At 71.6% G+C, this 26506-nt stretch carries 22 protein-coding genes; 8 read left to right on the plus strand and 14 right to left on the minus strand.

Translation table 11 applies throughout. The features are described 5' to 3' along the window. Positions 1 to 23: 23 nt before the first annotated feature. Positions 24 to 1385: a type I glutamate--ammonia ligase gene (gene glnA / locus AB0C16_RS25000; protein ID WP_357686324.1), complete on the minus strand. Its 1362-nt coding sequence runs from the start codon at positions 1383 to 1385 to the stop codon at positions 24 to 26. Positions 1386 to 1535: 150 nt separating this feature from the next. Between glnA and AB0C16_RS25005 the strand changes: the two genes are divergently transcribed. Together AB0C16_RS25005 and AB0C16_RS25010 are read left to right on the plus strand one after the other, a co-directional pair. Then, positions 1536 to 2081 carry a hypothetical protein gene (locus tag AB0C16_RS25005; RefSeq protein WP_357686325.1) on the plus strand — a complete coding sequence of 182 codons (546 nt, stop codon included), beginning with the start codon at positions 1536 to 1538 and terminating at the stop codon, positions 2079 to 2081. Between the two features lie 8 nt (positions 2082 to 2089). After that, positions 2090 to 3052 (plus strand): terpene synthase family protein, encoded by a 963-nt coding sequence (locus AB0C16_RS25010; protein ID WP_357686326.1) that lies wholly within the window; start codon positions 2090 to 2092, stop codon positions 3050 to 3052. Between the two features lie 10 nt (positions 3053 to 3062). On the opposite strand, the gene AB0C16_RS25015 is transcribed toward AB0C16_RS25010, so the two are convergent. Further along, complete coding sequence (locus tag AB0C16_RS25015; RefSeq protein ID WP_357686327.1) at positions 3063 to 4028, minus strand: DUF5937 family protein; 966 nt, start codon at positions 4026 to 4028, stop codon at positions 3063 to 3065. Positions 4029 to 4088: 60 nt separating this feature from the next. On the opposite strand from AB0C16_RS25015, the gene AB0C16_RS25020 reads away from it, so the two are divergent. The 3 genes from AB0C16_RS25020 to AB0C16_RS25030 all read left to right on the plus strand — a co-directional run bounded on the left by AB0C16_RS25020 (position 4089) and on the right by AB0C16_RS25030 (position 8707). Further along, positions 4089 to 5285: an MFS transporter gene (locus AB0C16_RS25020; protein WP_357686328.1), complete on the plus strand. Its 1197-nt coding sequence runs from the start codon at positions 4089 to 4091 to the stop codon at positions 5283 to 5285. Between the two features lie 72 nt (positions 5286 to 5357). Continuing rightward, complete coding sequence (locus AB0C16_RS25025) at positions 5358 to 7211, plus strand: sensor histidine kinase (protein ID WP_357686329.1); 1854 nt, start codon at positions 5358 to 5360, stop codon at positions 7209 to 7211. 50 nt (positions 7212 to 7261) lie between these two features. Then, positions 7262 to 8707: a BTAD domain-containing putative transcriptional regulator gene (locus AB0C16_RS25030; RefSeq protein ID WP_357686330.1), complete on the plus strand. Its 1446-nt coding sequence runs from the start codon at positions 7262 to 7264 to the stop codon at positions 8705 to 8707. A 59-nt stretch (positions 8708 to 8766) separates the two neighbouring features. On the opposite strand, the gene AB0C16_RS25035 is transcribed toward AB0C16_RS25030, so the two are convergent. From AB0C16_RS25035 to AB0C16_RS25065, 7 genes are all read right to left on the minus strand, one after another. After that, on the minus strand, positions 8767 to 9345 hold the full coding sequence (locus tag AB0C16_RS25035; protein ID WP_357686331.1) for a LysE family translocator: 579 nt from the start codon (positions 9343 to 9345) through the stop codon (positions 8767 to 8769). Positions 9346 to 9717: 372 nt separating this feature from the next. Next, a complete protein-coding gene (locus AB0C16_RS25040; RefSeq protein WP_357686332.1) occupies positions 9718 to 12003 on the minus strand; it encodes a TIM-barrel domain-containing protein in 2286 nt (761 codons plus the stop codon). Beyond that, positions 12000 to 13085 (minus strand): glycoside hydrolase family 15 protein, encoded by a 1086-nt coding sequence (locus AB0C16_RS25045; protein ID WP_357686333.1) that lies wholly within the window; start codon positions 13083 to 13085, stop codon positions 12000 to 12002. The genes AB0C16_RS25040 and AB0C16_RS25045 overlap by 4 nt, the downstream gene beginning before the upstream one ends. A 33-nt stretch (positions 13086 to 13118) precedes the next feature. Continuing rightward, complete coding sequence (locus tag AB0C16_RS25050) at positions 13119 to 14384, minus strand: sugar ABC transporter substrate-binding protein (protein ID WP_357686334.1); 1266 nt, start codon at positions 14382 to 14384, stop codon at positions 13119 to 13121. A gap of 11 nt (positions 14385 to 14395) precedes the next feature. Then, positions 14396 to 15202, minus strand: coding sequence for a carbohydrate ABC transporter permease (locus tag AB0C16_RS25055; RefSeq protein WP_357686335.1), 807 nt, complete (start codon positions 15200 to 15202; stop codon positions 14396 to 14398). Beyond that, positions 15195 to 16136, minus strand: coding sequence for a sugar ABC transporter permease (locus AB0C16_RS25060; protein WP_357686336.1), 942 nt, complete (start codon positions 16134 to 16136; stop codon positions 15195 to 15197). The genes AB0C16_RS25055 and AB0C16_RS25060 overlap by 8 nt, the downstream gene beginning before the upstream one ends. Further along, on the minus strand, positions 16133 to 17350 hold the full coding sequence (locus tag AB0C16_RS25065; RefSeq protein ID WP_357686337.1) for an ROK family transcriptional regulator: 1218 nt from the start codon (positions 17348 to 17350) through the stop codon (positions 16133 to 16135). The genes AB0C16_RS25060 and AB0C16_RS25065 overlap by 4 nt, the downstream gene beginning before the upstream one ends. A gap of 213 nt (positions 17351 to 17563) precedes the next feature. Between AB0C16_RS25065 and AB0C16_RS25070 the strand changes: the two genes are divergently transcribed. Continuing rightward, positions 17564 to 19336 carry an NAD+ synthase gene (locus tag AB0C16_RS25070; protein WP_357686338.1) on the plus strand — a complete coding sequence of 591 codons (1773 nt, stop codon included), beginning with the start codon at positions 17564 to 17566 and terminating at the stop codon, positions 19334 to 19336. Between the two features lie 127 nt (positions 19337 to 19463). Then, positions 19464 to 19835 carry a hypothetical protein gene (locus AB0C16_RS25075; protein ID WP_357686339.1) on the plus strand — a complete coding sequence of 124 codons (372 nt, stop codon included), beginning with the start codon at positions 19464 to 19466 and terminating at the stop codon, positions 19833 to 19835. Positions 19836 to 19948: 113 nt separating this feature from the next. Here AB0C16_RS25075 and AB0C16_RS25080 read toward each other — a convergent pair whose 3' ends face one another. Then, positions 19949 to 20632, minus strand: coding sequence for a TioE family transcriptional regulator (locus tag AB0C16_RS25080; protein WP_357686340.1), 684 nt, complete (start codon positions 20630 to 20632; stop codon positions 19949 to 19951). Positions 20633 to 20723: 91 nt separating this feature from the next. Between AB0C16_RS25080 and AB0C16_RS25085 the strand changes: the two genes are divergently transcribed. Continuing rightward, positions 20724 to 21881 (plus strand): erythromycin esterase family protein, encoded by a 1158-nt coding sequence (locus AB0C16_RS25085; protein WP_357686341.1) that lies wholly within the window; start codon positions 20724 to 20726, stop codon positions 21879 to 21881. A gap of 52 nt (positions 21882 to 21933) precedes the next feature. On the opposite strand, the gene AB0C16_RS25090 is transcribed toward AB0C16_RS25085, so the two are convergent. The 4 genes from AB0C16_RS25090 to AB0C16_RS25105 all read right to left on the minus strand — a co-directional run bounded on the left by AB0C16_RS25090 (position 21934) and on the right by AB0C16_RS25105 (position 26501). Continuing rightward, positions 21934 to 23166, minus strand: coding sequence for a hypothetical protein (locus AB0C16_RS25090; RefSeq protein WP_357686342.1), 1233 nt, complete (start codon positions 23164 to 23166; stop codon positions 21934 to 21936). Beyond that, positions 23163 to 23603 carry a hypothetical protein gene (locus AB0C16_RS25095; protein WP_357686343.1) on the minus strand — a complete coding sequence of 147 codons (441 nt, stop codon included), beginning with the start codon at positions 23601 to 23603 and terminating at the stop codon, positions 23163 to 23165. Before AB0C16_RS25095 ends, AB0C16_RS25090 begins: the two co-directional genes overlap by 4 nt. Next, complete coding sequence (locus AB0C16_RS25100; RefSeq protein WP_357686344.1) at positions 23600 to 25702, minus strand: hypothetical protein; 2103 nt, start codon at positions 25700 to 25702, stop codon at positions 23600 to 23602. Before AB0C16_RS25100 ends, AB0C16_RS25095 begins: the two co-directional genes overlap by 4 nt. Positions 25703 to 25898: 196 nt before the next feature. Beyond that, a complete protein-coding gene (locus tag AB0C16_RS25105) occupies positions 25899 to 26501 on the minus strand; it encodes a TetR/AcrR family transcriptional regulator (RefSeq protein WP_357686345.1) in 603 nt (200 codons plus the stop codon). Positions 26502 to 26506 lie beyond the last annotated feature (5 nt).

Consider the following 26506-nt stretch of genomic DNA (forward strand, 5'->3'; position numbering starts at 1 on the left):
TCAGGCCGTCCGCCGGCCGGGGCCTACAACACCGGCAGGTAGCGGCCCAGTTCGTACTCGGTGACGTGGCGCTGGTATTCGCGCCACTCGGTGCGCTTGTTGCGCAGGAAGAAGTCGAAGACGTGCTCTCCCAGCGTCTCGGCCACCAGCTCGCTGCGCTCCATCACCGCGATGGCCTCGTCCAGCGAGCCCGGCAGCGGCTGGATGCCGAGGGCCCGCCGCTCGGCGCTGGTCAGGGTCCACACGTTGTCCTCGGCGGCGGGCGGGAGCTCGTAGCCGTCCTCGATGCCCTTCAGTCCGGCCGCCAGGATCAGCGCGAAGGACAGGTAGGGGTTGCAGGCCGAGTCGAGCGACCGGAACTCGATCCGGGTCGAGCCGCCCTTGTGGGGTTTGTACATGGGCACCCGGACGAGCGCGGACCGGTTGTTGTGGCCCCAGCACACATAGGACGGCGCCTCGCCGCCCTGGCCGGCGATGGCCTCGGCCCCGCCCCACAGCCGCTTGTAGGAGTTGACCCACTGGTTGGTGATGGCCGTGATCTCGGCGGCGTGCCTGAGCAGGCCCGCTATGAACGAACGCCCGATCTTGGACAGCTGGTAGTCGGCCCCGGCCTCGTAGAAGGCGTTGCGGTCGCCCTCGAAGAGCGACATGTGCGTGTGCATGCCGGAGCCGGGGTGCTCGGTGAACGGCTTGGGCATGAACGACGCCCAGATGCCCTGCTCCAGCGCGACCTCCTTCATGACCAGGCGGAAGGTCATGATGTTGTCGGCCGTGGTCAGCGCGTCGGCGTAGCGCAGGTCGATCTCCTGCTGGCCGGGGGCGCCCTCGTGGTGGCTGTATTCGACCGAGATGCCCATCGACTCCAGCATCATGATCGCCTGGCGCCGGAAGTCGTGCCCGGAGCTGTGGGGGGTGTGGTCGAAGTAGCCGCCGGAGTCGATGGGCTCCGGCCGCTGGCTCGGCTCGGGGCGGTTCTTCAGCAGGAAGAACTCGATCTCCGGGTGGGTGTAGAAGGTGAAGCCCATGTCGGCGCACTTGGCGAGCGCGCGCTTGAGCACCCAGCGGGGGTCGGCGTGTGACGGGGAGCCGTCGGGCATCAGGATGTCGCAGAAGATGCGCCCGGCGCCCGGCGTCTCGCTGCGCCAGGGCAGGATCTGGAACGTCGCCGGGTCGGGCTTGGCCAGCATGTCGGCCTCGTAGACGCGGGCGAACCCCTCGATGGCCGAGCCGTCGAAGCCGATGCCCTCGGCGAAGGCGCCCTCGAGCTCGGCCGGCGCGATCGCCACCGACTTGAGGAAGCCGAGCACGTCGGTGAACCAGAGCCGGATGAACCGGATGTCGCGTTCCTCGAGTGTGCGGAGCACGAACTCCTGCTGGCGGTCCAAGGCATCCCCTTGTGAATACAGTGCTGGTCTCCTATCAGGATGCCGTGTCCGTGTTTCGCACAGGTTACGAGGGGTGCCGGTGCGAGCCTCGCTGACAAACCGTCCGGCCCGACCTACTGTGATCAAGCAGTCAGTCTCGGGGAGGCATTGGTGGCTACTGACCTGCTCAATCACAAGCTCGATCGGGCCTTCGACCACATCGACGCGGGCGGCAAGGGCCTCATCGAGCGCGAGGACCTGCTGGGGCTGGGCGCCCGCATCCTGGTGGGGTTCGGCGAGTCGCCCACCTCGGTCATCGGCAGCAGCCTCGGCGGCGGGTTCGACGCGATCTGGTCGGCCCTGATGGAGGCCCTCGGCCGCGACGGCTACTCCCGCATCTCGCGGGAGGAGTTCCGTGTCGGCATGGAGAAGGCGTTCGTCTCGGGTGACCGCTACGACCCGGTGTTCCGCCCGGCCATGGAGGCGGTGGCCGAGCTCTGCGACGGCGACGGCGACGGGCTGATCGGGCCGCGGGAGTTCCGGATGCTGCTGAGCGCCTACGGCACCGCCTACGACGACGTGGACGAGGCGTTCGACCGGCTCGACCGGGCGGGCAGAGGCGTGCTCACCGTGGACGATCTGGTTCTCGCGGCGTGGCAGTTCTACGTGAGCGACGACCCCGGCGCGGCGGGCAACTGGCTCTTCGGGCCGCTATGAGCACCGACGTGATCACCTCCGTGAGGACCGCGCTGCGGTCCGTGCTGCACTGGAGACCGCCGGCCCCCCGCACCGGCGGCCCGGCGGCCTGGGCGCTGCTGCCGCTCACCGAGCGGGTGCCGGCGATGGCCGCGCCGTGCCGCATGCACCCCGCGGTCTACGCGATCGAGGCGGCCGTCATCGACTGGGCGCGCCGCACGGGGCTGCGGGCCGATCCGGGGGTCGGCTTCCACCGCATCGCCGGGCGGGCGTTCGCCGGGTTCGACGCCGCCGCGGCGGCCCTGTTCGCGCAGTGGCTGACGTGGCTGTTCCATCTGAACGACGAGATGGACGAGGGGCAGGGCCGGCTGGAGATCTTCCAGGGCATGCTGGCGGGCGCCTCGTCGCACCCGCTGGAGGCGGCCTTCGCCGATCTGTGGCGGGTGACGAGCGCCCGGATGAGCGACCTGTGGCGGGCCAGGTTCGCGGTCAACCTGCAGCGCCAGCACGACGCCTGCCGGCTGGAGGCGGCCAACCGGGCGGCGGGCCGGATCCCGACGTTGCAGCAGTATCCGGCGCTGCGCCGGGCCACGGTCGGCCCCTACCTCTACGACCTGGTCGAGCCGTGCCTGCGGGTCGAGGTGCCGCCGTGGCTGCACGGCTGCGAGCCGTGGCGGGAGCTGGTCGACGCCTGCAACGACGTGACGGCCTGGTGCAACGACGTGGCCTCGCGGCCGAAGGAACACGGCGACGGTCACAACCTGGTCGTGATCGCCATGCACGAGCTGGGCCTGAGCCAGCGGCAGGCCGTCGCCTGGGTGCTCGACCGGATCACCGAGCGCTGCGGCGACATGCGTGAGGCGGCCAGGCGGCTGCCGCTCGACGCGTTCGGCCCGCGTACGGCCAGAGACGTCAGCAAGGTGGCCTGCGCCTATCTCGCCGCGCCGCGCGCCCACCTCGACTGGCTGATGGAGTCGGCCCGGTACGCGTGAGCGGGCCGGGTCAGGGCGGGCCGGCGGCGAGCGCGTCGCCCGTGGAGGTGCGCCGGTAGACGACCTCCCTGCCGACGCGCATCCCCACGGCGAGCCCGCTGCCGCTGAGCACGCGCAGGTGCTGGCTGACGGCGCCGGGGGTGACGGCCATCCGGTGGGCCAGCGCGGAGGTGGTGCTCGGCTCGACCAGCGCGAGCAGGATCTGCGCCCTGCTCCTGCCGATGAGGGCCGCCAGCGCGCCCGGCGCGGGCGGCGGCCCGTTCTCCCAGAGCCCGCCCACGCCGAGCACCGGGTAGACGAGCATCGACTGGTAGGGGGCCGACATCACGGCCACCGACGGCCAGTAGAACGCGCTCGGCACCAGCACCAGCCCGTCGCCGTGCAGCCCGGCGTCGGTGCACCAGGGCCGGTCGACGACCAGCCGCTCGCCCGTCCACACCACGGCCGGGTCGAGCTCGGCGAACAGCTCCCGCGCCCCGCCCCGGGCCAGCCGGCGCGACCTGCGCAGCACGTCGCGCTCCAGCAGCGCGTGGACCCGCGGCCAGAACTCCGCGAAGCACGCCTCCCAGTACGCCTCCAGGGCGTCGGCCACCCTGGCCACGCCCGCCTCCGGATCGCTCCTGAACCGCTCGATCACGGCGGGGTCTGCGCCCACGACGCGGCCGGCCTCCCGCGAGGCCTGAGCGGGCGGCGTGCGCCGTACCCGGTCAAGCTCGGCGGCGAAGTCGGGACAGGGGGTGTCGGGCGGCGGGGTGAGGAAGTCGGCCAGGTAGCCGGACGGCGGGACGAGCGCGAACAGCTCGGCCAGGTCGAGCCCGGCCAGGCGGGACCGCACGGACCTGATCCACGGCAGGTGGACGGCCTGCCGGGCGGGGTCGCGCAGCGTGCGGAGGCTGGCCGCCAGCTCCCACATCGGCGAGAACGCGAACCTGATCCGGGCCACGTCCTCCGGTCTCAACGTCCAGATCACCGACATACGGTTTAGTCTGCACTAAATCATTCGCGGGTCGAAACGGGACACATCACCCTTGTCCCCGTGACGACGACTCTCGCCGGAAAGCCCGGTTTCCTCCGTTCTCAGCTGGGTGGACTGCCCCGCCCGTTCTGGGCGCTGTGGGGCGGCACGCTGGTCAACCGCCTGGGCACCATGGTGATGCCGTTCACCGGCGTCTACCTCACCCAGGCCCGCGGCCTGCCGCTGGCGACGGCGGGCGTGGTGATGGCGGTGTTCGGCGCGGGGTCGCTGATCTCGCAGCTGCTGGCGGGGGTGCTCACCGACCGGATCGGCCGCCGGGCCACGCTGGCGGGCGGCATGCTGGCCACCGCGGTGACGATGGTGGCGCTCGGCTACAGCACCTCGCTGCCCGCGATCATGGGGGCCATGTTCGCGCTGGGCGTGGTGATCGACGCCTACCGGCCCGCGTCCAACGCCCTGGTCGCCGACCTCGTCTCGCCGGCGGAGCGGCCCCGCGCGTACGGGCTGCTGTTCTGGGCGATCAACCTCGGGTACGCGCTCAGCATGACGGCGGGCGGCTGGCTGGCCCGGCTGGGGTTCACCTGGCTGTTCTGGATCAACGCGGTCACCTGCGTGATCTTCGCCGTGCTGGTCTGGCGGGCGATCCCGGAGACCAGGCCCGCCACCCGGCAGGATACGGGCGGCGGGTTCGGCGTGGTGCTGCGCGACCGGCTGATGCTCGGCTTCACCCTGGTCGTGCTGGGCAACGCGCTGGTGTACTCACAGACGTTCACCATGCTGCCGATCGCGATGACCTCGGTGGTCGGGCTGTCCACCGACCGGTTCGGGATGGCCATGGCGCTGAACGGCGTGCTCATCGTCATCGTGCAGCCGCTGGTGTCGGGCTGGCTGGGCCGCCGCGACCCGTCCAGGACGTTCGCGCTGGGGCTGTTCGTCATGGGCGCGGGCTTCGCGCTGACCGCGTTCGTCACCACCACGGGCTGGCTGGCCGTCACCATCGCCGTGTGGACGGCGGGAGAGATCGTCACGGCCGGGATCGCGGGCACGATCGTCGCCGCGCTGGCCCCGGCCCACCTGCGCGGGCGCTACTCGGGACTGTTCGGTTTCGCCTGGTCGGCGGCCGCGATGCTGGCGCCGCTGCTCGGCGGCGCGCTCCTCGAGATCGGGCAGCAGGCGCTCTGGTTCACGGTCGGCGGGATCGGCCTGGTCTCGGCGGTCGGCATGCTCGCGCTCGGCCCGGCGATCAGGCGGCGTTGAACGGGCGTTGATCCGTTGTTGGCAATCACCCGGTAGTTTCCTCCCAGCCAAGAGGCTGAGAGGACGGGTGAGATGCGCCACGCAGGTCTGGCGCGAGGCGTGGCGGCCGCCATCGCCGCGCTCGCCATCGCCTTCGAACTCGTCAACGTCTGGGTGACGACGCGGCTGCCGCCCCCGGCGTACACACCGCTGCCGTTCGCGCCCGAGGACATGGCCGGCGTCACCTTCCCGCTGTTCGGGCTGCTCCTCGTCCACCAGCGGCCGCGGCTGGTCATCGGCTGGCTGCTGCTGGCCGGCGGGCTGAGCGCGGCGGCCAACATCCTGTCGGCCAACCTCCACACGCTGTTCGAGGGCGGACCGCCGGTGCGGGTGATGATCGTCGGCCTCACCTGGAATGTCTGCGAGCTCACGCTCGGCGTGCTGCTGCCGTTGCTCTACCCGGTCGGCAGGCTGCTGTCCCGCCGGTGGCGGTGGGTGATCGTGCTGGCCGTCTGCGGTCAGGCGCTCGACTGGATCGGCGTCTTCACGCAGCAGCGCGGCGTCAGGGAGGTCGCGCACTGGCTGGTCGCGGCCGGCATGGCGATGTCGTTCGCGTCGCTGGCCGTGCGGTTCAGGCACGGTGGCCCGATCGAGCGGCGCCAGCTCCTCTGGCTGCTCGTGACGCTGCCGGGGCTGCTGATCCCGTGGATGCTGGGCGACCCGATCTGGTGGGTGGCCTCGCTGGCCATCCCGCTGATCCCGGCGGCGATCGCGGTGGCGGTGCTGCGCTACCGGTTGTTCGGCATCGACACGCTGATCAGCCGGGCGCTGGTCGGCACCGGGCTGGTGGCCGTGGTGGCGGGCGTCTACCTCGCGGCGAGCGGTGCGTCCAGCGTGTTCCTGTCGGAGGTCGACCCGATCGCCGGGCTCGCGGCGGCGCTGTTCGCCGGGGCGTTCCTGCGGCCGATCCGCCGACTGTTCCAGCGCGGCGTCGACCGCCTGCTCTACGGCAGCACCGGTGACCCGAGCGCGCTGGCCGAGCGGCTCAAGCACCGCCTGCAGCACACCGACCCTGGTCACGGGCTGCTCGGCACGCTCGACGTGCTGCGCGAGGGGCTGGCCGTGACCGGCGTGGCCGTCGAGCTCGACGGCACCACGACCGTGTCCGGCTCACTCGACCGGGCCGACCGGACGATCGCGCTGGTCTGGCACGGGGAACCGGTCGGGCTGCTGCTGATCGGGCCGACGGACCGGCGCGCCTTCCCGGCCGCCCACGACGAGCGGGTGATCACGACGCTCACTCCGCACATCGCCGACGCGGCGCACGCCGTACGCCTGACCGCGGCCCTGCAGCGCTCGCGGGAGCGGATCCTGGCGACTCGCGAGGAGGAACGCCGGCGGCTGCGCCGCGACCTGCACGACGGGCTCGGCCAGTCGCTCAGCCGGATGGCCATGTCGATCAACGCGGCGCGCCTGTCGCTGCGCAGCTCTCCCGAACAGGCCGAGCTCCTGCTGGCCGAGCTCCGCGCGGGCATGGACATCGTCAGCGGCGACATCAGGCAACTCGTGTACGGCCTGCGTCCCCCGGCTCTCGACGAGCTGGGCCTGGCCGGGGCCGTCGAGGAGCTGGCCGGGACGCCCGTGGAGGTGGCCGGCGACCTGGACGGGCTGCCCGCGGCGGTGGAGGTGGCGGCGTACCGGATCGTGCAGGAGGCGCTCACCAACGTCCGCAAGCACGCCTCCGCCACCGGCGTCACCGTCAGATTGGAACGTGCCGAAACGCTGCGGGTGACGGTCACCGACGACGGGATCGGGCTGCCGCCGGACGCGCGGCCGGGCGTCGGGCTGGCCTCGATGCGCGAGCGCGCGGCCGAACTGGGCGGCACCTGCGTGGTCCGGCCGGCTCCGGAAGGGGGAACCGCCGTCTACGCGGACCTGCCGCTGTAGAAAAGCGCCATATGCCCCGAACACCGTTCGGCCCTACGCTTTACCCTGCCATGCTGACCTTCACCGCACTGGGACCGTTCCAGGCCTGGGCCGACGGGGCCCCGCTCGAACTCGGCGGCCAGCGGCAACGAGCGGTGCTCGCGCGCCTGCTCGTCGCCGGTGGCCGGGCCGTGCCCGTCACCACGCTCATCGACGAGCTCTGGCCCGGCGACCCGCCCGCCCAGGCGCTGTCGACCATCCAGGGCTACGTCTCGCGGCTGCGCCGGGCGCTCGAACCCGGCCGGGCGCCGCGCGAGGAGGCGGAGGTGCTGGTGTCGGCCGCGCCCGGCTACGCGTTGCGGGCCTCGGCCGAGCAGGTCGACGCGTGGCGGTTCGAGAGCCTCGTGCAGTCCGACGGCCCGGCCGCGACGGTGTGGGAGGCCATGGACACCGCGCTCGGTCTGTGGCGGGGGCCCGCGCTGGCCGAGTTCGCCGACCTGACGTGGGCGTCCACCGAAGCGGGGCGGCTGGAGGAGCTGCGGCTGGTCGCCGTCGAGCGGCGCGCCGGCGCGGGGCTGGCGCTGGGGCGGGCGACCGCGCTGGTGGCCGACCTGGAGGCGCACGCCTCGGCCCATCCGCTGCGCGAGGAGGCCTGGCGGCTGCTCGCGCTGGGCCTCTACCGGACCGGCCGCCAGGGTGACGCGCTCGGCGCGCTGCGCCGGGCCCGCGCCATCTGGCGCGACGAGCTGGGGCTGGACCTGACCAGCGGGCTGCAACGTCTGGAGAGCGACATGCTGGCCCAGCGGGTGGAGGACGTCCCCACGCCGGCGAGCCCACCCGCTGCGGAGGACCCGGTGGAGGTCCTGCGGGTGCTGGTGGCCGACGACCAGGCCCTGGTACGCGCCGGGCTCCGGGCCGTGCTGAGCGGCGAGGCGGGACTGGAGCCGGTCGGCGAGGCGGCCGACGGCGAGCAGGCGATCGCGGCCGTGCGGGCGGTCCGGCCCGACGTGGTGCTGCTCGACATCCAGATGCCGCGCCTGGACGGCCTGGCCGCGGCGCGCCGGATCCTGGCCGACGACCACCCGCCCAAGGTGATCATGATGACCACGTTCGGCAGCGACGAGAACCTCTACGCGGCGCTGCGGGCCGGGGTGAGCGGCTTCGTGCTGAAGACCTCGCCGCCCGAGCAGCTCGTGGCCGCCATCCGGGCCGCGGCCGCCGGTGACGCGCTGATCGACCAGGCGGTCACCACGAGGCTCATCGCGGGGTTCGCGGGCCGGACCGACCCGGCCTCTCCCCCACAGCTGGCCGGGCTCTCCGACGAGCGCATCGACGTGCTCAAACTCGTCGCCCGCGGCCTGACGAACCGGCAGATCGCGCAGACCCTCTGCCTCACGGAGCCGGTCGTCTCGCGGGAGGTGGCGGCGCTGCTCGACCACCTCGGCCTGTTCGAGCGGGCCCAGCTGGTCGTGGCCGCCTACGAGTCCGGCCTGGTCACCCCCGGGGCGGTGCTCTAGCCGCCCGGACGGACCAAGACGGTGGCGAGGCGGGCGCCATCTGTCCGAGGACCGGGGTGCTAGTCGCCGACGGCGAGCCGGACGGCGAGGACGCCGTAGATCGTCCCGGCGGCTCTGTTGATGAGCCGCCCCACCGATGGGCGGCGACGGAGCAGGCGGCCCACCTTCCCCGCCGCCGCGCCGATGGCCACGTCGGCACCGAGGCCGATCAGCAGCAGCGCCAGGCCGAGCACGAACAACTGCGCGGGCAGGTGACCGATCGAGGGGTCGGCGAACTGTGGCAGGAAGATCAGGTAGAAGAGCACGATCTTGGGGTTGAGCAGGTTGTTCACCGCGCCTCGGGCAAAGATCCGCCACCCGCTGGACCGCTCCGCCGCCGCGGCGGGCGTCGGCACGGGCGAACGGAAGGCACGCAGAGCGAGCCACACCAGGTAGGCGGCGCCGCAGAACCGCAGCAGTTCGAGTGCCGCGGGAGCCGCCTGGAACAACGCCGCGACCCCGAAGGCCACGGCCGAGGTGTGCACGATCATCGCCGCGGCCGCGCCGAGGGCCGCCGCGATCCCGGCCCGCGGCCCGCCGGTGATGCCGTTGGCGAGCACGAAGAGCATGCCCGGTCCAGGGCTGAGCTGGACGATCATCGCAGCGAGCAGAAATGCCGTAAATAGTCCCCAATTCACCACGCTGATGTTACCCGGAGTAGCTCACCGACCAGGTGACAACCACTCTCCGTTAAAAGGTGACTGCCTGAGCCTGCGGCGTAGGCTTGCGAGCATGACCGCCGCGCACGAAGAGTACGAAGACCTTCATCGCTTGGAAGTGCGCACGCTCGTCGGGGTGCCGTTTGACGCGCTTCCATTCGAGCTGGGTGTTGTGCGGGGGTGTGCTCCTCTCAGGCGGCGAACGCGGCGGCCCGCGGCCCGATCAGGGTCAGCAGCAGCCGTGTGCTCCTCTCAGGCGGCGAACGCGGATCTCAGTCGGCGAGCGGAGGTGTAGGGCGGCGGACACGAGTCTCAGTCGGCGAATACGGGCGAGAGGCGAGACCAGTGCTCCGCCGCGCACAGGACGGGCGGGCGGTTGAGGGGCGCGGGCAGGCTCACCGTCCGCCCGCCGGTCAGGTCACGCCCGGTCCAGACGTCGATCCAGCCGCCCTCGGGGAGGTAGACGGAGATTTCCGAGACGCCGGGCTCAGTCACGGGCGCGACCAGCAGCGCGTCGCCGAGCTTGTACTGCAGCGGATGCCGCCAGACCTCCGGATCGTCAGGGTGGTCGAAGAACAGGCCGCGCATCAGCGGCGCGCCGCCGCCGGTCGCCGCCCGCGCCTGCTCGGCCAGGTACGGCACCAGCCGCTCCCGCAGCTCGGCCAGCCGCCGGAACACCGGGATCACCCGCTCGTCCCCGGTCTGGGCGGCGATGTTCCACGGCGTGCGGTCCCTGATGGGCGTGCGGTGGTGGTTGAACTCGGAGTGGTACTGCATGATCGGCATGAAGGCCGACGCTCCCGCCGCCCGCAGGTAGAGCTCGGCGTCCGGCACGGGCCCGGAGAAGCCGGCCAGGTCCCAGCCCCAGTAGACGATCCCGCAGGCCGAGGCCGTGATCCCGGCCCTGATCGAGGAGCGGAAGGCCTCCCAGGTCGAGTCCTCGTCCCCGGCCCAGAAGGCGCCGTGTGGTTGCGACCCCGCGAACCCGGCCCGGCTGAACGTCACCGGCGCCTTGCCGCACGCGCGCAGCAGGTCGCCGAACGCGCGGGCGTAGTGCACGGGGAACAGCCCGTTGCCCGCCGCGCCGTCGCGCCCGTCGGCATAGCGCAGGTCATGGCCCCAGGCGTGCTCGCCGCCGTCGGTCTTGAACCCGTCGATCCCCACCTCCTCGACCAGGTAGTGCCGCTTGGCCGTCCACCAGTCGCGGACCTCCTGAGAGGACAGGTCGGGCATGAGCCCGAGCGGGAACCACCAGCCCCGGTTGCGGTAGGGCCGGCCGTCGGCCTCGCGCACGCCGTACCCGCGCTCGACGAGCTGCCGGGCGTCCACGGCGGCCTGGTGGCGGGGATGGGGGCGCATCTTCTGCAGCGGGATCTGCCAGAGCAGCACCTTGACGTCCCTGCGGTGCAGCTCGTCCACCATGCCTTTGGGGTCCGGCCACGGCCCGTCCGCGGGGAACGTGTAGTCGGCCAGCTTGTGGGGCTCCTCGGACGGCTCGTACTCGGCGCCGCGGAACGCCGTGAACGTCGTCTCGTCGCTCCACGCCTCGATGACCAGCGCGCCCACCGGGATGCCGTGCTCGCGGTGCCGGTCCATCTCGGCCAGCACGCGTTCCTGGGTGTTCCACTCGTTGCCGCTGGCCCACAGCCGGAACACCCACGACGGCAGCTCGGCCGGGCGTCCCACGTCGTCGAGGAAGGCGCGCAGCACGTCCGCGGGGCACTCGCCGCCATAGAAGCGCACGCCCAGCTCGCCGTCCGGACCGGCCTCGGCCTCGACGACGATCCGGCCGGGCCGCGCCGCGCCGACGTCGTACCAGGTCCGCCGCGAGGTCTGGACGTGCCAGCCCCAGCTCGCCGGGCCGCCCACGACCATCGCGTACGGCATCGGCAGATACGTGCGCCCGTGCCGGCCCTGCGCCTTGTACTGCTCGAAGACCACCGCGTCCAGGACGCGGCCCCGCTGGTCCACGGCGTCGAACCGCTCGCCGAAGCCGACCACGTGCTCCTCCGGCTCCAGTGCCAGCTCGAACCGCACCCGCAGCGGGCCGTCGCCGTCGGCTAGCCAGCGCACGCTGCCCGGCACGATCCGGTCGGCGCCCGCGACCTCCAGCGTGCCGCCCGCGTCCGACCAGCTCGCCGCCGTCACCTCGAACCAGCGGCTCGCGCGGTTCGCGCCGTCGCCGGTCGTGGCCCGGAAGCGGTAGGCGTAGCGGCTTCCGGCCTGAAGCGCGGGGGTGCGCACGCTCCAGGAACCGGCCCCGGCGCCGGCGGCCCGCGCCTGGGCGGCGGCCAGATGCCCGCCGTCCACCGCTCCGCCCGCATCCGCTCCGGAGGAATCGCCCGCAGAGCTGCCCGCAGAGTCGCCCGCGTCCGTCCCGGCGGGATCAACCGCGGCGCCGTCCGCGTTCCGCCTGGTCAGGGGCAGCTCGACGGGCGCGGCTCCGTCCACGACCCAGTCGCACACGACGGAGGCGACCCGCGCCGACGCGCGCACCCGCAGCTCCACAGGTTCGCCGTCCAGCGGCCTGGCCGGAACGCGCTGATCCTCGGATTCCGCGTAGGGATGCCCCGATCCGTGGGGCCGGTGCCGGATCACGCCGTCACCCCCAGCTCGTCGGCGAGGACGAGGTACATGCCGTGCGACCACAGCAGCGGCGTGGCCACCGGGCCCCAGCGGTCCAGCCACTCCTGCCGCCGATCCGGGGCCAGCATCAGGTCGGACGCCTGCTCGGGCAGGTCACCCTCGGGGGTCGCCTGCGCCGCCATCCACTCCAGGTAGCGCGCCGCCTCGGCCCGCCGCCCGGCGCGGGCGTGGTTCCAGCCGAGGAACCCGGCGAGCAGCGGCCACCGCCCGCCGCCATAGAAGGTGTCGGCGAGGTAGCGGTACACGCCGCCCTCGCGGGCGAGCTGCCGCTCGACCTCGGCGACCGTCGCCTCGCCGACCGGATGCCCGGCCGGATACAGCCCGAACGGCTCCACACAGGCCAGCAGGCTCGCGTCCACCGCGTCGCTGCCGAGCCACTTGCGCAGGTGCCCGCCGTCGGTGACGCCCTCCCGCGCCACGAGATCGGCGATGCCCTCGACGGCCTCGGCCGCCGCCGCCGACTCCGGCGCGCTCAGCACGCCGAGCGCGATGGCGGCCCGCAGGCCCGCGTGGATCGAGCCGAGGGTTGCCACGTGGCGGTGCTCGACGTGCTCCTCCCACCAGTCGTAGCAGGGCACGTTCCAGAACGCGGTCAGGTAGCGGGCCGCCGTCCTGACGCCCTTCTCGACGCCGGGCACCGCTCTGCCGTGCCGGACGCGGTGCTCGCGCAGCGCCCACAGCCACGTGCCGTACCCGTCGAGCTGGAAGTCCCACCAGCCGTCGTCGCCGTCGACGCCGTCCAGCGTGAACCGGGTCGGCAGCATCTCGGCGGCCGAGACCGCCTCGTCGCGCCCCGCGCGGGACACCAGCACGTCCACCTGGCCCGCGCGGTCGCCTACCACCCGCGCGCACCAGGCGTGGAAGTTGTCCGCGCCGGCCACGTCGCCGTGCCTGCTCACCCCCTCGGCGATGAACGCGCCGTCGCGCAGCCAGGAGTAGCCGCGGTAGGCGGAGAAGGTGGGCGAGGCCGGATAGGCCCCGGAAGGCGCCTGCAATCTCTTGATCACGTCGAGGCTGTGCGCGACGAGGGACAACGAATCTCTCCTGAGTACGTAGAAGGGGAATGCCTAGCCGAGCAGCGCGTCGACTTCGGTGGCGGCCGCCTTGAGCGCGTCCTCCACGGACTTGCGCCCGGCCGCGGCCTCGCTGAGCTCTTTGGTCACCGCGTCCTGCATCTCCTGCTGGCGCTTGATCACCGGAGGCAGCGCGATGGACTTGAGCGAGTCGAAGACCGCCTGCCGGTTGGCCGGCTTGGGATCCTTGAGGTAGCCGGACAGCACCTGCTGGTCGGAGACCGGCGGCAGCTCCCACGACGACTGGATGCGGGTGGTGGCCGCGGTGGCCGAGGCGGACAGGAAGCGGGCCCAGGCCCAGGCCTCCTTGCCGTGCTTGGTGGTCGAGGAGGCGGCCACCGCGTTGTGGAAGACCGCGCTGGCCTTGGCCGTTTCACCTGGCTCGACGACCACGTCCCACTCGAACGGCACGTCCTTCAGGCCCGCGAACTGCCAAATGCCGTTGTGCCACATGGCGAGCTTGCCGGACTTGAAGAGGTTCGTGTCGTAGTCGGCGGTGCCGCCGATCTCGGCCTCGGTCGGCATCGTCTTGCCCACCTTCGAGACCAGCCAATTGGCGGCCTTGACGCCCTGAGGGCTGTTGAACGCCGACTTCTTGCCGTCCGCCGACAGGAACTCTCCGCCCGCCTGCTTGAGCGTCTTGTAGAACTCGAAGAACTGCACCGGTTGGAAGTCGCCGAACACGCCCTTCTTCCGGTCGGTCAGCTTCGCCGCGGCGGCCTGCTCGTCGGCCCACGTCCAGTCCGCGGTGGGCGGGGCCACCCCGGCCTTGTCGAACAGGTCCTTGTTGTAGAAGAGCACGACCGTGGAGAAGGAGGCGGGCAGCGCGTACTGCTTGCCGTCCCGCTTGAAGGCGTCGAGCGACTCCGGGGCGTACACCGAGGTGTCGCCGTCGCCCGCCACCGTGGCGAGGTCGAGCAGGGAGCCGGCGCTGGCGTAGGTGACGAAGTTCTCGTAGTTGAGCTCGAACGTGTCCGGCGCGGTGCCGCCCGCGATGCTGGTCTGCAGCTTGGTGAAGTACTGGTCGAAGGGCGCGGTCTCGACGACCACGTCCACCTTCGGGTTCTCCTTCTCGAAGGCCTTCTCGATCGTGTCGAGGTCCTTCACGTGGTCGGGCGCGGCCGAGAACGTGAAGTACCGCAGGGTCACCTTGCCACCGCCCTCACTGGTGGTGCCCTTGGTGGCCGATCCCTGCGAGCAGGCGGAGGCGAGCAACGCGGCCGCCGCGACGGCGGTGGCGATCTTGATGTGTCGTGACATGGGGGGTTCCTTTACTTGAGTCCGCTCTGCGCGACGCTGGCGATGACGTGCTTCTGCGCGAAGACGTACAGGATGAGGATGGGGACGACGCTGACGACCGAGCCCGCCATCACCACGTCCCACTGCGTGGTGAACTGGCCGTGCAGGGTTGCCAGGCCCAGCGGCAGTGTCATGAACTCGGGCGACCTGATGATGATCAGCGGCCAGAGGTAGCTGTTCCAGCTGGCCATGAAGCCGAAGATGGCGAACGTGGCCAGAGCCGGGCGGATCAGCGGCAGCACCACGTACCGGAAGATCCGGAAATGTCCGGCGCCGTCCAACACGGCCGCCTCGTCGAACTCCCGGGGCACCTGGCTGATGGCCTGCCGCAGCAGGAACACGCCGAACGCCGAGGCGATCGTCGGTGCGAGCAGCGCGAAGTACGTGTCGACCAGGTTGAACATGCGCATCTCGATGAACAGCGGCACGACCAGCACCGGCAGCGGCATCATCAGCGTCGCGAGGTAGACCGCGAACAGCGCGCTCCGGCCGGGGAAGGGCAGCCGGGCGAACGCGTAGGCCGCCATCGCGCTGGTGACCAGCTGCAACGTGGTGGAGGCGGCGCCGATCCAGGCGCTGTTGAGCACGATCCGCCAGAACGGCAGCGTCTCCAGCAGCCTGCCGTACGCGTCCAGGCTCGCGTCCTCGGGGGTGAAGTCGGGCGGCACGGACAGCACGGCGTCGCTCGGCGTGATCGAGGTGATCACCGCCCAGGCGAACGGGAACAGCATGACCAGCGCGCCGAGGCCCACCAGCAGGAAACGCAGGACCTTACCCATAGGTGACCCACCGCCTCTGGCCCCGGATCTGCACGATCGTCACGAGCAGCACGAGCGCGAACAGCAGCCATGACAGCGCCGAGGCGCTGCCGGCCCTGCCGTACCGGAATGTGAGGTCGTAGATCTGCGAGACCACCACCTGCGTCGCGCCGCCCGGCCCGCCGCCCGTCATGATCTGGACCTGGTCGAACACCTGGAAGCCGTTGATCAGCGAGATCACCACCACGAAGAACGTCGAGGGTGACAGCAGCGGCAGCGTGATGTGCCGGAACCTGCGCCAGGCCGTGGCGCCGTCCACCATGGCGGCCTCCTGGTACTCGCGGGGGATCGCCTGCAGCCCGGCCAGCAGGATGATCATCACGAAGCCCAGGTCCTTCCACGCCGAGGCGAGGATGATCGACGGCATCGCCCAGTCGGGGTCGGTCCACCAGCCGGGCCCGCTCACGCCGACCAGGCCGAGCGCCCAGTTGACGATGCCGCTGGCCGGGTTGAGCAGCCACTTCCACATCAGCGCGACGACCACCCAGCTCGTGATCACCGGCAGGAAGTACACGCCGCGCAGCAGGCCGCGCGCGGGCATCGCCCGGTTGAGCAGCACCGCGAGGCCCAGGCCGCCGAGGTAGACGAGCGGCAGGTAGCCGGCGATGAAGTACAGCGTGTGCAGGAACGCGGCCCTGGTGCCGGGGTCGCCAATGAGCTCGATGTAGTTGCCGAGCCCCACCCACCGCATGTCGGTGATGAGGTCCCATTCGTGCAGGCTGGTCCAGAACGAGCCGACCATCGGGATCAGCGTGTAGAGGGTCAGCGGCACCAGGCTCGGCAGCAGGAACACCGCGACCGTGCCGGCGTAGCGCCACCTGCCGCGCCGCTTCGGGCTCTCGTGGGTGACCCGCGGCTTGGGCGGGGTCTCGGGAAGGGCCTGCCGGACGCTCATGGGGCGGCTCCGATCAGGCGGGCGCGGACCAGGCGGCCCTGCTCGCCCGCCGCTCCGGCGGAGTCGAACGGGGTGGCCAGCACCAACGCCGCCGCTCCCTGGGCCCAGCTCGTGTCGTCCCAGCTCTCCACCTCGACGGAGATGTCGCGCCGCCCCGGATACAGCTGCGCCCGGAGCGCCGGCTCGAAGCCGGTCCGCCACAGCGGCCAGTCGGCCGTGCCCTCGCCGAGCACCACCACGACCTCGGGGTCCACCACGTTGATCAGCCCCGCCGTGGTCCGGCCCAGGATCGCCCCGGCCTCGGCGAACACCTCGCGCGCGATCGCGTCGCCGCCCTCGGCGGCCCTTCCGAGCGCGGCCACCGCCCCGAGCGGGTCGCGCGTGTCCGGTTCGGGGCGGGCCGTCCTGGCGCGGGCGGCGGCGAGCAGGCCCGCCGAGCCGACGAACGCCTCCAGACAGCCCCGGGCGCCGCAGCCGCACAGCGGGCCCTCGGGGTCCACCGGCAGGTGGCCGAACTCGCCCGCGCCGCCCCGGGCGCCCCGGTAGACGCGGCCGTCCGCGACGATCGCCGCGCCGACGCCGCGCCCGATCGTCAGCACGAGGAAGTCGCGGTGCGTGCGCCCCCGGCCGTACAGGCGCTCGGCCGCGGCCAGCGCGTTCACGTCGTTCTCGACCAGGACGGGCAGGTTGAGCCGGCGGCGCAGCCGGTCGCCCACCGGCATGGCCTGCCAGCCGAGCGTCGGCGCGTTGACCGTGCCGACCGCCTGGTCGTCCACGCTGCCCGGCACCCCGACCCCGACCCCCAGCAGCGGCGGCACCCCGGAGATCTCGCGGACCACCGACTCCACCGCGCCCGCCAGGTGGTCCAGGGCGTCGGGCGCCGCCGGGTCGTGGGGCGTCTCCCAGGAGCCGAGCACCTCGCCGTCGAGCCGTACGTCCACCAGCACCAGGTGGTCGGCCGTCACCTTCACGCCGAGCGCCCGCCCGGCGCTGCCCACCAGCCCGAGCCGCTGGGCCGGACGTCCGCCGCGCGACGGCTTGAGGTCCAGCTCCTCCAGCATTCCGTGCCGGATGAGCTCCTTGGTGAGCTGCGTCACGGTGGCCGGGCTGAGATCCAACTCGCGGGCTATCTCGCTGCGGCTCAGCGGGCCGACCGTGCCCAGGAGGGCGAGGATCGCCGTCCTGGTGAGGTCGCCGCGGTCCGTGCCTGCCATGTGAGAGTACTTTCTTTAGAAATAAAGTTAGTGGTGAAGATAGTGGGGCGTGGCCATCCTCCTGTCAAGAGCCCGAAACCTTCCTGAAACGCGAAGAAGGCCCCGCCGGTCGCAGCGGAGACCTTCAGGTGTGCGCAGGCCAGGCGGAGGCGGCGTCCTTTTCCGCTTTCGTCGCTTGAACGACAAAAAATCAGGCCGTACTAGTCTTGTCGCGTGGCACAACTGCGGATCGCCCTGGCCCAGACGAACCCGACCGTAGGCGACCTCGCCGGCAACGCCGGCAAGGTGGTCGCCTGGACCCGCGACGCCGCCGACCGGGGCGCGCATCTGGTGGTGTTCACCGAGATGGTCCTCACCGGCTACCCGGTCGAGGATCTCGTGCTGCGCACCTCCTTCGTGGACGCGAGCATCAGGACCCTGGAGGAGACGGCGGTCCGGCTACGAGAGGAGGGCCTGGGCGACCTTCCGGTGGTGGTGGGCTACGTCGACCGGGCCGGCCTCGCGCCGCGCGTCGGCCAGCCCAAGGGCGCGCCGCTCGACGCGGCCGCGCTCCTCTACCGGGGCGAGGTGGTCATCCGCACGGCCAAGCACCACCTGCCCAACTACGGCGTGTTCGACGAGTACCGCTACTTCGTCCGCGGCGACCGGCTGCCGATCTTCCGGCTGCACGGGGTGGACGTCGCCATCGCGGTCTGCGAAGACCTCTGGCAGGACGGCGGGCCGGTGGCCGTCGTGGGGCAGGCCGGCGCCGGGCTGCTCGTGGTGCCGAACGCCTCGCCGTACGAGAAGGAGAAGGACGACGTACGGCTGGAGCTGTGCGCGCGCAGGGCGCGTGAGGCCGGCTGCGCGCTCGTCTACGTCAACCAGGTCGGCGCGCAGGACGAGCTGGTCTTCGACGGCGACTCCATCGTGGTGGACGCGGCGGGCCGCCCGGTCGCCCGGGCGGGGCAGTTCCGCGAGGAACTGCTCACCGTCGACCTCGACCTGCCGGTCTCGGACGCCGAGCCCGGCACGTACCCCTACGACGCCGGCGACGGCACCACGATCACGGTGGACCGGATTGTCCTGTCGGACGAGCCCGTCGAGCCCTACGCTCCCGAGCCGCCCTCACCGGCCGAGCGTCTGGACCTGCCCGCCGAGGTCTACTCGGCCCTGGTGCTGGGGGTGCGCGACTACGCGGCCAAGAACGGCTTCCAGTCGGTGATCCTCGGCCTGTCGGGCGGCATCGACTCCGCGCTGACCGCGACGATCGCCGCCGACGCGATCGGCCCCGACCGGGTGCACGTCGTACTGATGCCGTCGCGCTACTCCTCCGACCACTCGGTGAGCGACGCCGAGGAGCTGGTGAACAGGCAGGGCATCCACTCACAGGTGGTGCCGATCGCGGAGATCGTCAACGCCTTCGAGAAGGAGATCGACCTGTCCGGGCTGGCGGCCGAGAACCTCCAGGCCCGTGTCCGCGGCATGATCCTGATGGGGCTGTCCAACGAGCACGGCCACCTGGTGCTGACCACCGGCAACAAGAGCGAGCTGGCGACCGGCTACTCCACCCTCTACGGCGACTCGGCCGGCGGCTTCGCGCCGATCAAGGACGTGCCGAAGACGATGGTGTGGGAGCTGGCCAGGTGGCGCAACGAGCACACCGACCCGTCCTTCCTGCTCCGGGCCGAGCGGCCGATTCCGGACAACTCGATCACCAAGGAGCCGAGCGCCGAGCTGCGGCCCGGCCAGCGCGACACCGACTCGCTGCCGCCCTACGAGGTGCTCGACCGGCTGCTGGACGACTACGTCGAGAAGGACCTGGGCTCCCACGAGCTGATCGCCGCGGGCCACGACCCCGACCTGGTGACCCGGGTCATCCGGCTGGTGGACCTGGCCGAGTACAAGCGCAGGCAGTATCCGCCGGGCCCGAAGATCACCCCGAAGAACTTCGGCCGCGACCGCCGCCTCCCCATCACCAACAGATGGCGCGAAATCCCCTCCTAACGCCTGCGTATCGGACCGCGACGAACGCGGAGATCTCCAACGTCCAGCCGAGTACGCCCGGTCAGCTGGCACACTGGCGGTGCCTTACCGCCGGGTGACTGCGTTGGTAAGGGTGTGAATGGGCGTCATGAGCACTAAACGTCAGGACGAAGCGTTGCCCGAGCTTGCCGCGGCGATTCGCGATATCGACGTTCCTGGAGAGCTGGCGATCAGCAACGTGATCGTGGAGCCGTACAGAGACAGCGCCGATGAGGCTGCCCTGCGCGCGATCGTGGTGATGAACGGAGCAGACGCCGACGGTTGGTCGGCGGAGCTGACGCACACCCTGGGCACACAGGCGAACCGGCTCGCGGCCGAACGCGGCCTGGACGACTACGTGTACGTCTCGGTCTTCAGCGAGCAGGAATACTCCGAACGCGGGAACGACAGCCTCGAGGTGGACAACGACACGGATGAGGTCGATCGCCTCCTGGCGGAGGAACCGCAGGGTGATCAGTGAGACGGACCTGAAGATCACCAACATGCGATCGGCCGCTGGCATGCGCATGGTAACTTCCGCCCATCGTTGAGGACGCGTGACATCCACTCCAGTGACCCCGTGCTGACTCGGCCTCAGGGGTCGCGGGCGCAGAGGTACGCGTCCAGGTCGGCGGCGCCCTTGAGCATGGCGCGGCCCCGGGCGGACAGGCGGGCCCGCCAGTCGCGCAGGGTCGACTCCAGCGGGGCGACGCCTCCGGCGGAGCGGACCTGAGCGATCAGCGGGGTGATCTGCTCCAGCAGGTAGCCGCCCCGCCTGAGCTGGTGGGCCAGCCGGGCGTCCCGTACGTCGGCCGCGCTGTAGATCCGGTAGCCCGTACGCGGGTCGCGGCGCGGCCGGACCAGCCCGGCGTTCTCCCATTTGCGCAGGGTGGCAGGGCGGATGCCGAGCCTCCCGGCCAGGGGGCCGATGAACGTGTCGCCGCGCTCCTGCGGCACGGGCGCCAGATCGCGGAGCGCGGCTTCGACAGCCTGGAGGGTGCGGCGGTCGTCGAGGAGCTGGCCGTGGCTCTCGTCGATGAGCCGCAGCGCGTCCTCGGTGGCACCCCGGTTGACCGCCTGCATGATCGACGTTGCCGTCTGGTGACCGTGCCCGGGCACGAGGGCGAGGAACGCGCGCAGGGCTTGCGCGTGCAGCGGCGTATAGGTGCGATAGCCGTGGACGGTGCGTTCGGCGGCGGGCAGGATGTCGGCGTCCTCGTAGTTCCTGATCGCCTGGGTGGACAGGCCGTGCTCGCGCGCCAGGTCCACCGGCCTCATGAATGCATCACCGATTGAAGGTCCATCGCGATGAGATCGGGGATTTCCATCGAAAAGTTTACACCGAATGTTCAGCGATACCGTTGAAGGTATGGATATCAAGGACACGGCCCGGCCGCTCAATGGCGCGGGCGTCTCGGCGTTCCTGCGGTCGCTTCCCGCCAAGCCCCTGCTGCTCGGCCTGGGCGAGGCCAGGCACTTCGTGGGGGAGCTGGGCGAGTTGCGCAACGAGATCTTCCGGCATCTGGTCGAGCACGAGGGCTACCGCTCGTTCGCCATCGAGAGCGACTGTCTCATGGGCCTCGTGGTGGACGACTACATCACGACGGGCGCGGACACGCTCGATGACGTCATGGAACGCGGCTTCAGCCACGGCTTCGGCGCGTCACCGGCCAACCGCGACCTCGTACGCTGGATGCGGGCGTACAACGAGGAGCATGACGAAAAGCTCCGGTTCTTCGGCTTCGACGGCCCGCTGGAGTATTGGGCGGCGAGCCCGCGCCAGGCGCTCACCGCCCTCTACGCCCTCCTCGACGGCCCGCTGCCCTGCACCAGGGAAACCCTCGACACGCTGCTGGGCCCGGACGACCGGTGGTCGAACGAGGCCACGGTCATGGACCCGTCCCAGTCGATCGGCCAGTCGGCCGACGCCCAGCGGCTGCGACTGATCGCCGACGACCTGGTGGCGCTGCTCGACACGCAGGCGCCGCGGCTGAGCGCGGAGGACAGGGAGCGGGCGGCACTGTACGGGCGCACCGCCACCGGCCTGCTCCGCTACCACCACTGGATGGCCGACGCGTCCCCGGCACGGTGGACCCGGCTGTCGGCCCTGCGGGACGCGATGATGGCCGCCAACCTGCGTGCCGTCGCCGAGCGCGGCCCGGCCCTGGTCTTCGGCCACAACCTCCACCTGCAGCGGAACAAGAGCTTCATGCCGCTCGGCGACCAGCTGCTGGAGTGGTGGAGCGCGGGGGCGATCACCGAAGCGCACCTGGGCGACCGGTACGCCTTCCTGGCCTCGGCCCTCGGCACGGCCGGCGACGACACCCCGCCCCCGGACACCGTCGAGGGCATCCTGTCCACGCTCCCGTGGGACCACTCTCTCATCGACGCCCGCCGCCTGGCCGAGGCCCTCACGAAGCCCGCCCCGCGCATCTCCCACGATTTCCGCTATTTCCCGCTGGACCCGGCGCAGCTCGACATGATCGACGGCGTCGTCTTCCTCAAACAGGCTGTCAGACTGGATTGACAGGCGCGTGCGCGTCAGGCTGTGCTGACACGCACGCACACGAACGGTCCGGTCAGACGGCGAAGAGTAGCGTGAGGCCGCCGAGGGTGTAGCAGATCATCAGGACGAACAGCGGGATCTGTCCCGCCACGGCCCTGGCCGGGGGCAGCAGCCGGACCGAGCGGTCATGCGCGGCCACCACGCCGGCCACGTGCCCGGCGACGATCACCAGCACCTGCACCGTGGCGATCGTCCCGGGGCTGACGACGTCCTGGGCGACCTCGGCGTCGAGGCCCAGGGTGAGGATGACCGCGCGCTGGCCCTCGATCACCAGCAGCGAGAAGTAGTGGGCGATCAGGTAGCCGATCGCAATCGGGATCAGCGAGTGGGCGAACCTCGGCGCGAGGCCCCGGGCGCCGCCGATCAGCCCGGCCACGCCCAGGCAGGCGGCGTACAACGCGGCCACGCCGGCGATGGCCGCCAGCAGGCCCAGTGTGCCGAGCCCCGTACTGCCGAGGGGTCCCGACTGGAGGGCGTCCACCCAGGCCGGGGCCGTGGAGAAGCCGTCGTAACCGGTGCTGCCGAGCAGCACGCAGGCCGTGGCCACCAGGCCGGGCGCGGACGCGATGGCGTCCAGGCCGTCGAACGGGTTGCGCAGCACGCGCCTGCCGTCGGCCCGCCTGCCGAGCGGTGACAGGTGGCCGATCAGTGTCGAGTACACCTCGAACGGGTCGCCGCGCTCCAGCCAGGCGTGGCCGTACACGAAGGTGCCGGTCAGCTGCGTGGCGCCGTACAGGATGAAGAAGACCAGGAGCGTGAGCGACGCGGCGGGTTCGGGGGCGACGAGCTCCATCCAGGTGAAGGCGAGCAGGCCGGCGGCGGCGGGCCAGTAGCCGAGCCGCGCAGGCAGCGTCCGGCGTGGCCGGTCGGGCAGCAGCCGGAACGGGTTCAGCGTCCGCCACACCGGCCCGAACAGCAGCGACGCCGGCACCAGCCCGACCCAGAACAGCACATACACCAGGTACGGCGCCGGGTTGTCGGTATCGGGGCCGATCAGCAGCAGGCCCACGGTGTAGGCGGCGGCTAGCAGGGTCAGCACGCGCGGCGGCCGGGCGGGCAGCCGGAGCGTCACCACACGTCCGGCCCGGTCGCCGGTGAACCTGGAGTCGGCCCAGAGCAGGCCGAGCGCCAGGAACGACACGACGAGCGCCGCGAACGCCCCCGCGTAGGCGTAGAACGCCGGGATCGGCAGATCACTCCGCGCGCCGACCCCGTGTGCCAGCACCCCGTCCAGCAAACCGGTCATCTCACTGCCAGCTGGGTCAGGACCAGCTTGCTCTCGTGGGTCTCCACCTCGAACACCCCGGTCAGGTCCGCGGGGAACCGTACGGTGACCGGCACGCCCGGCGGCAGCTCGACCTCGACGTCGTAGCCGTGCACGTGCAGCTCGTCGGCGACGTCGCTGGTCACGGTGATGCGGACGGGCTGGCCGCGCCGGGCCTCCAGCCAGCCGGACGGCGGGCTGACCCGGCCGCCCTGGACGCGGATCTCCGCGTGCGCCTCGCCGGGCGCGGGAGCGGGCGCCGAGGTGGCCACTTCGTGGCTGTTGCCCGGATCGCGGTGGGTCTGCGACATCGGACCGCACCCCGCCACCAGCAGCGCCGCCACGGCGACCACTCCTGTCACGTACGCGCCCCGGCCGCCGGCCACGCTCGCGGCGGACATCCCGGCCCGATCGGTCATGCGGGCACCTCGGCCTGGGACGGGGCCGGTTCGACGGCGGGGCGTCGGCGTGGGGCGAGCACGACGACGGCGCACAGCACCCACACGCCGGTGAGCAGCCCGCGGATCCAGCCTGGCCCCAGCGGGATCAACGGGATCAGCTGCACCGTCCGGTCGTAGGCGTCGGCCACGGCCAGCCAGCCGAGGACGATCGTGAACCAGCCGAACACCGGCCGCTCCCTCCGCAGGGCGACCCCCAGGCAGATCCACCAGGCCGCCATGAGCAGCAGCGCCACCGCTGCGAGGAGCGTGCCGTCGGTCGCCGCCGCCACCACGTCGAGCGCCAGGCCGGCCAGCCCGGCGAGGGCCCCGGCCACGACGAGCCGGTACGCGCGCCCGGAGATCCCGCTCACCTTCGGGGACACGCCGTTGCCCGAGGGGTCGCCGGTGTGACGCCGGGCCAGCCGGCCCGACCGGACGCAGAACAGGACGGCCAGCAGCCCGAGCACGAGCGAGCCGCCCAGCGCGAGCTGGGTCTCCAGCCTGCCGAGGCCGGACGCGCCGAACCAGTCGCAGCCGGCGGGCAGCCGGGCCTCCGAGGCGCTGTAGTCGGCGCACAGGTACAGCTTGACGACCTTCACCGGCTCGGCCACCCAGCGGCTGGAGCCGCCGGACAGGGCCGGAGCCTGGGCCGCGCAGGTCGGGAGCGCGGCGGGGGTGGACCCGCCCGTGTCCCCCTGCCAGCAGTTGCCGGTGCCCTGGCCGTCCCACCACACGTCGAGGCCGTTGGGCCGCCGCTCGCCCGTCGGGCTGACGCCGAACACGTTGCCCTCGAAGCGGTTGAAGTTGGACGTGTCGGTCTGCTTGGCCGGCTCCGTCTCGCCCCGGACGAACGCGGGCACGCCGAACAACTGGAACGCCGCCCCTTGGTGCCCCCACACCTGGTTGTTCTTGAACACGTTGTAGTTGCCGCCCGCGACGAGCACGCCGGTGCCCGGCGGGACTCCCACCTGCGAGCAGACCACGCCCTTCTCGTAGCCGCGCTGGGCCGGGGGTTTGGCGCAGGTGCCGTCGCGGATGTACTCGTAGTAGTCCTTGTTGTTGTCGTAGATCTTGTTGTTCTCGAACTTGGCGTGGTTCTGCGGCAGGCCGGGGTGGTCGGGCCAGAGGCTGTCCATCGTGGCGCCGACCATGTTGTCGTAGAACTCGTTGTCGTGGACCCACATCGAGTCGCCGGCGGTTCCCGAGTAGCCGAGCGCGTTGTCGTGGCTCTTGCAGCGGCGGATCTCGATGGCGTAGCGGGGGACGTCGTGGCCGCGGCCGTCGTTGATGTTGGAGGCGCTGCCGGGGTAGAGGCCGCCGTCGCCGTTGCCGTACGACTCGCAGTCGGTGTAGAGGCCGTGGTCGCTGGCGAAGGTCAGGAAGCCGTACTCGTCGTTCCAGCGGGTGAGGACCCGGTCGATGACGAAGCCGTCGGTCTCCAGGACGTACAGGGAGTTGAAGGTGGTGCGCTGGGCGGTGAAGTTGCGGAAGTAGATGCCGTTCGTACGGTCCGCCCGGATGGCGTTGAGCTTGTGGTATTCGGCGTCGATGACCACGTCGAGCGGGTCCGCGCCGGTGCCCTCGATCTGCAGGTCGCGCTTGCCGAGGATGGCCACCAGGTTCTGGTTGTGGGGGCACTGCTGTTGCTGTTCGAAGCTGAGGATCTGGTAGCCCCAGTCGGACCAGCGAGCCGAAAGCTTGGCGCAGTCGCCGGTGGGGGCGGGCCGGCTCGGCTCCTCGCGGTAGAGGCCGGGCAGGATCGCGATCGTCATCCCGGGCGTGTTCACCTGGTCGACGGCTTCCTGGAGGTGCCGGAAGCCGTCACGCCGGCATTGCGCGAAGAGGGCGCGGTTGCGCTCCTTGAGATCGGCGGGGAAGCCGGCGATCCGCCGCTCGAAGTCGGCTTCGTCGGTCTTGCACACCAGCAGGTCGGGCTCCGCGGTGCGCAGGACCGGGACGCTGCCCGTGCCGTCCGGCAGCGTGACCGGCCGTTCCTCGTGAGCCAGTGCCGCGCCGGCGGCCAGTTGCAGACCGAACACCAGGGCGACGGCGATCGCGATCCTGCGTAAGGAGGACATGGGCGCGAGATTAGAGCAATGCTCACGTTCTGCCTAGGCCCCTGACGGCCTCGCTCTACGGATCTTCACAAGATCGCGACGAACCCGGCCAGGCCGGCACGAGACAGCCCGGCACCACAGACGCGTACCCGTATCGGGCATCACCGAGGATCGCCGGACGGGCCGGCAGCATCGACGCGGGGCGGCGAACGGGGGCTCAGGCGGCCAGGCCGGGCAGGACGTGGTCGACGATCCGCTCGGCGAGGTCGGCGGGGAGGTCGCCGGCGGGCCCCCACTTGGTGTGCCAGATCATCGCCCCCGACAGGATGGCCATGCACATCTCCACCTCGATGTCGGGCCTGAGCTCGCCGGAGGCGATGCCGCGCCGGATCACCTCGCGCATCGCCTGCCGGCGGGGCTCGATCGCGATGTCGAAGAAGCGCTCCAGCAGCCGGGGGTAGCGGTCGGAGTCGCCGAGGGCGATGTTCATCACGCAACGGGTGCGGGTCTGGCCCGCCTCGCGGCGCATCGTGTCGAGCAGGGTGATCAGGTCGTCGCGCACGGAGACCCCGGCGAGCGGCGGGAGCGGGGCCTTGAGCGTGGCGAGCGCGTCGAGCACCAGGTCTTCCTTGTTGGACCAGCGGCGGTAGATGGTCGTCTTGCCGACGCCGGCCCGGGAGGCGATCGCCTCGATGGACAGCTCTGCGATGCCCGTGCCCTCTCCGATCAGATCGAGGGTCGCCTCGATGATCGCCTTTTCGGCCTTCTCACTGCGCGGACGGCCTGCCGGACGGGCCGTCACCGGTTCCTGAATCGTCATCGGGG

Origin of the sequence: Nonomuraea sp. NPDC048916 (genome assembly GCF_040649575.1) — a bacterium.
Classification (GTDB): Bacteria; Actinomycetota; Actinomycetes; order Streptosporangiales; family Streptosporangiaceae; genus Nonomuraea.

What these genes read in the sequence shown, in the direction of transcription:
- AB0C16_RS25015 (WP_357686327.1), bottom strand. Translation starts at nt 4,028, where the DNA reads ATGTCGGTGATCTGGACGTTGAGACCGGAGGACGTGGCCCGGATCAGG.
- AB0C16_RS25025 (WP_357686329.1), top strand. Translation starts at nt 5,358, where the DNA reads ATGCGCCACGCAGGTCTGGCGCGAGGCGTGGCGGCCGCCATCGCCGCG.
- AB0C16_RS25030 (WP_357686330.1), top strand. Translation starts at nt 7,262, where the DNA reads ATGCTGACCTTCACCGCACTGGGACCGTTCCAGGCCTGGGCCGACGGG.
- AB0C16_RS25035 (WP_357686331.1), bottom strand. Translation starts at nt 9,345, where the DNA reads ATGATCGTCCAGCTCAGCCCTGGACCGGGCATGCTCTTCGTGCTCGCC.
- AB0C16_RS25050 (WP_357686334.1), bottom strand. Translation starts at nt 14,384, where the DNA reads ATGTCACGACACATCAAGATCGCCACCGCCGTCGCGGCGGCCGCGTTG.
- AB0C16_RS25055 (WP_357686335.1), bottom strand. Translation starts at nt 15,202, where the DNA reads ATGGGTAAGGTCCTGCGTTTCCTGCTGGTGGGCCTCGGCGCGCTGGTC.
- AB0C16_RS25060 (WP_357686336.1), bottom strand. Translation starts at nt 16,136, where the DNA reads ATGAGCGTCCGGCAGGCCCTTCCCGAGACCCCGCCCAAGCCGCGGGTC.
- AB0C16_RS25065 (WP_357686337.1), bottom strand. Translation starts at nt 17,350, where the DNA reads ATGGCAGGCACGGACCGCGGCGACCTCACCAGGACGGCGATCCTCGCC.
- AB0C16_RS25075 (WP_357686339.1), top strand. Translation starts at nt 19,464, where the DNA reads ATGAGCACTAAACGTCAGGACGAAGCGTTGCCCGAGCTTGCCGCGGCG.
- AB0C16_RS25080 (WP_357686340.1), bottom strand. Translation starts at nt 20,632, where the DNA reads ATGAGGCCGGTGGACCTGGCGCGCGAGCACGGCCTGTCCACCCAGGCG.
- AB0C16_RS25085 (WP_357686341.1), top strand. Translation starts at nt 20,724, where the DNA reads ATGGATATCAAGGACACGGCCCGGCCGCTCAATGGCGCGGGCGTCTCG.
- AB0C16_RS25090 (WP_357686342.1), bottom strand. Translation starts at nt 23,166, where the DNA reads ATGACCGGTTTGCTGGACGGGGTGCTGGCACACGGGGTCGGCGCGCGG.
- AB0C16_RS25095 (WP_357686343.1), bottom strand. Translation starts at nt 23,603, where the DNA reads ATGACCGATCGGGCCGGGATGTCCGCCGCGAGCGTGGCCGGCGGCCGG.
- AB0C16_RS25100 (WP_357686344.1), bottom strand. Translation starts at nt 25,702, where the DNA reads ATGTCCTCCTTACGCAGGATCGCGATCGCCGTCGCCCTGGTGTTCGGT.
- AB0C16_RS25105 (WP_357686345.1), bottom strand. Translation starts at nt 26,501, where the DNA reads ATGACGATTCAGGAACCGGTGACGGCCCGTCCGGCAGGCCGTCCGCGC.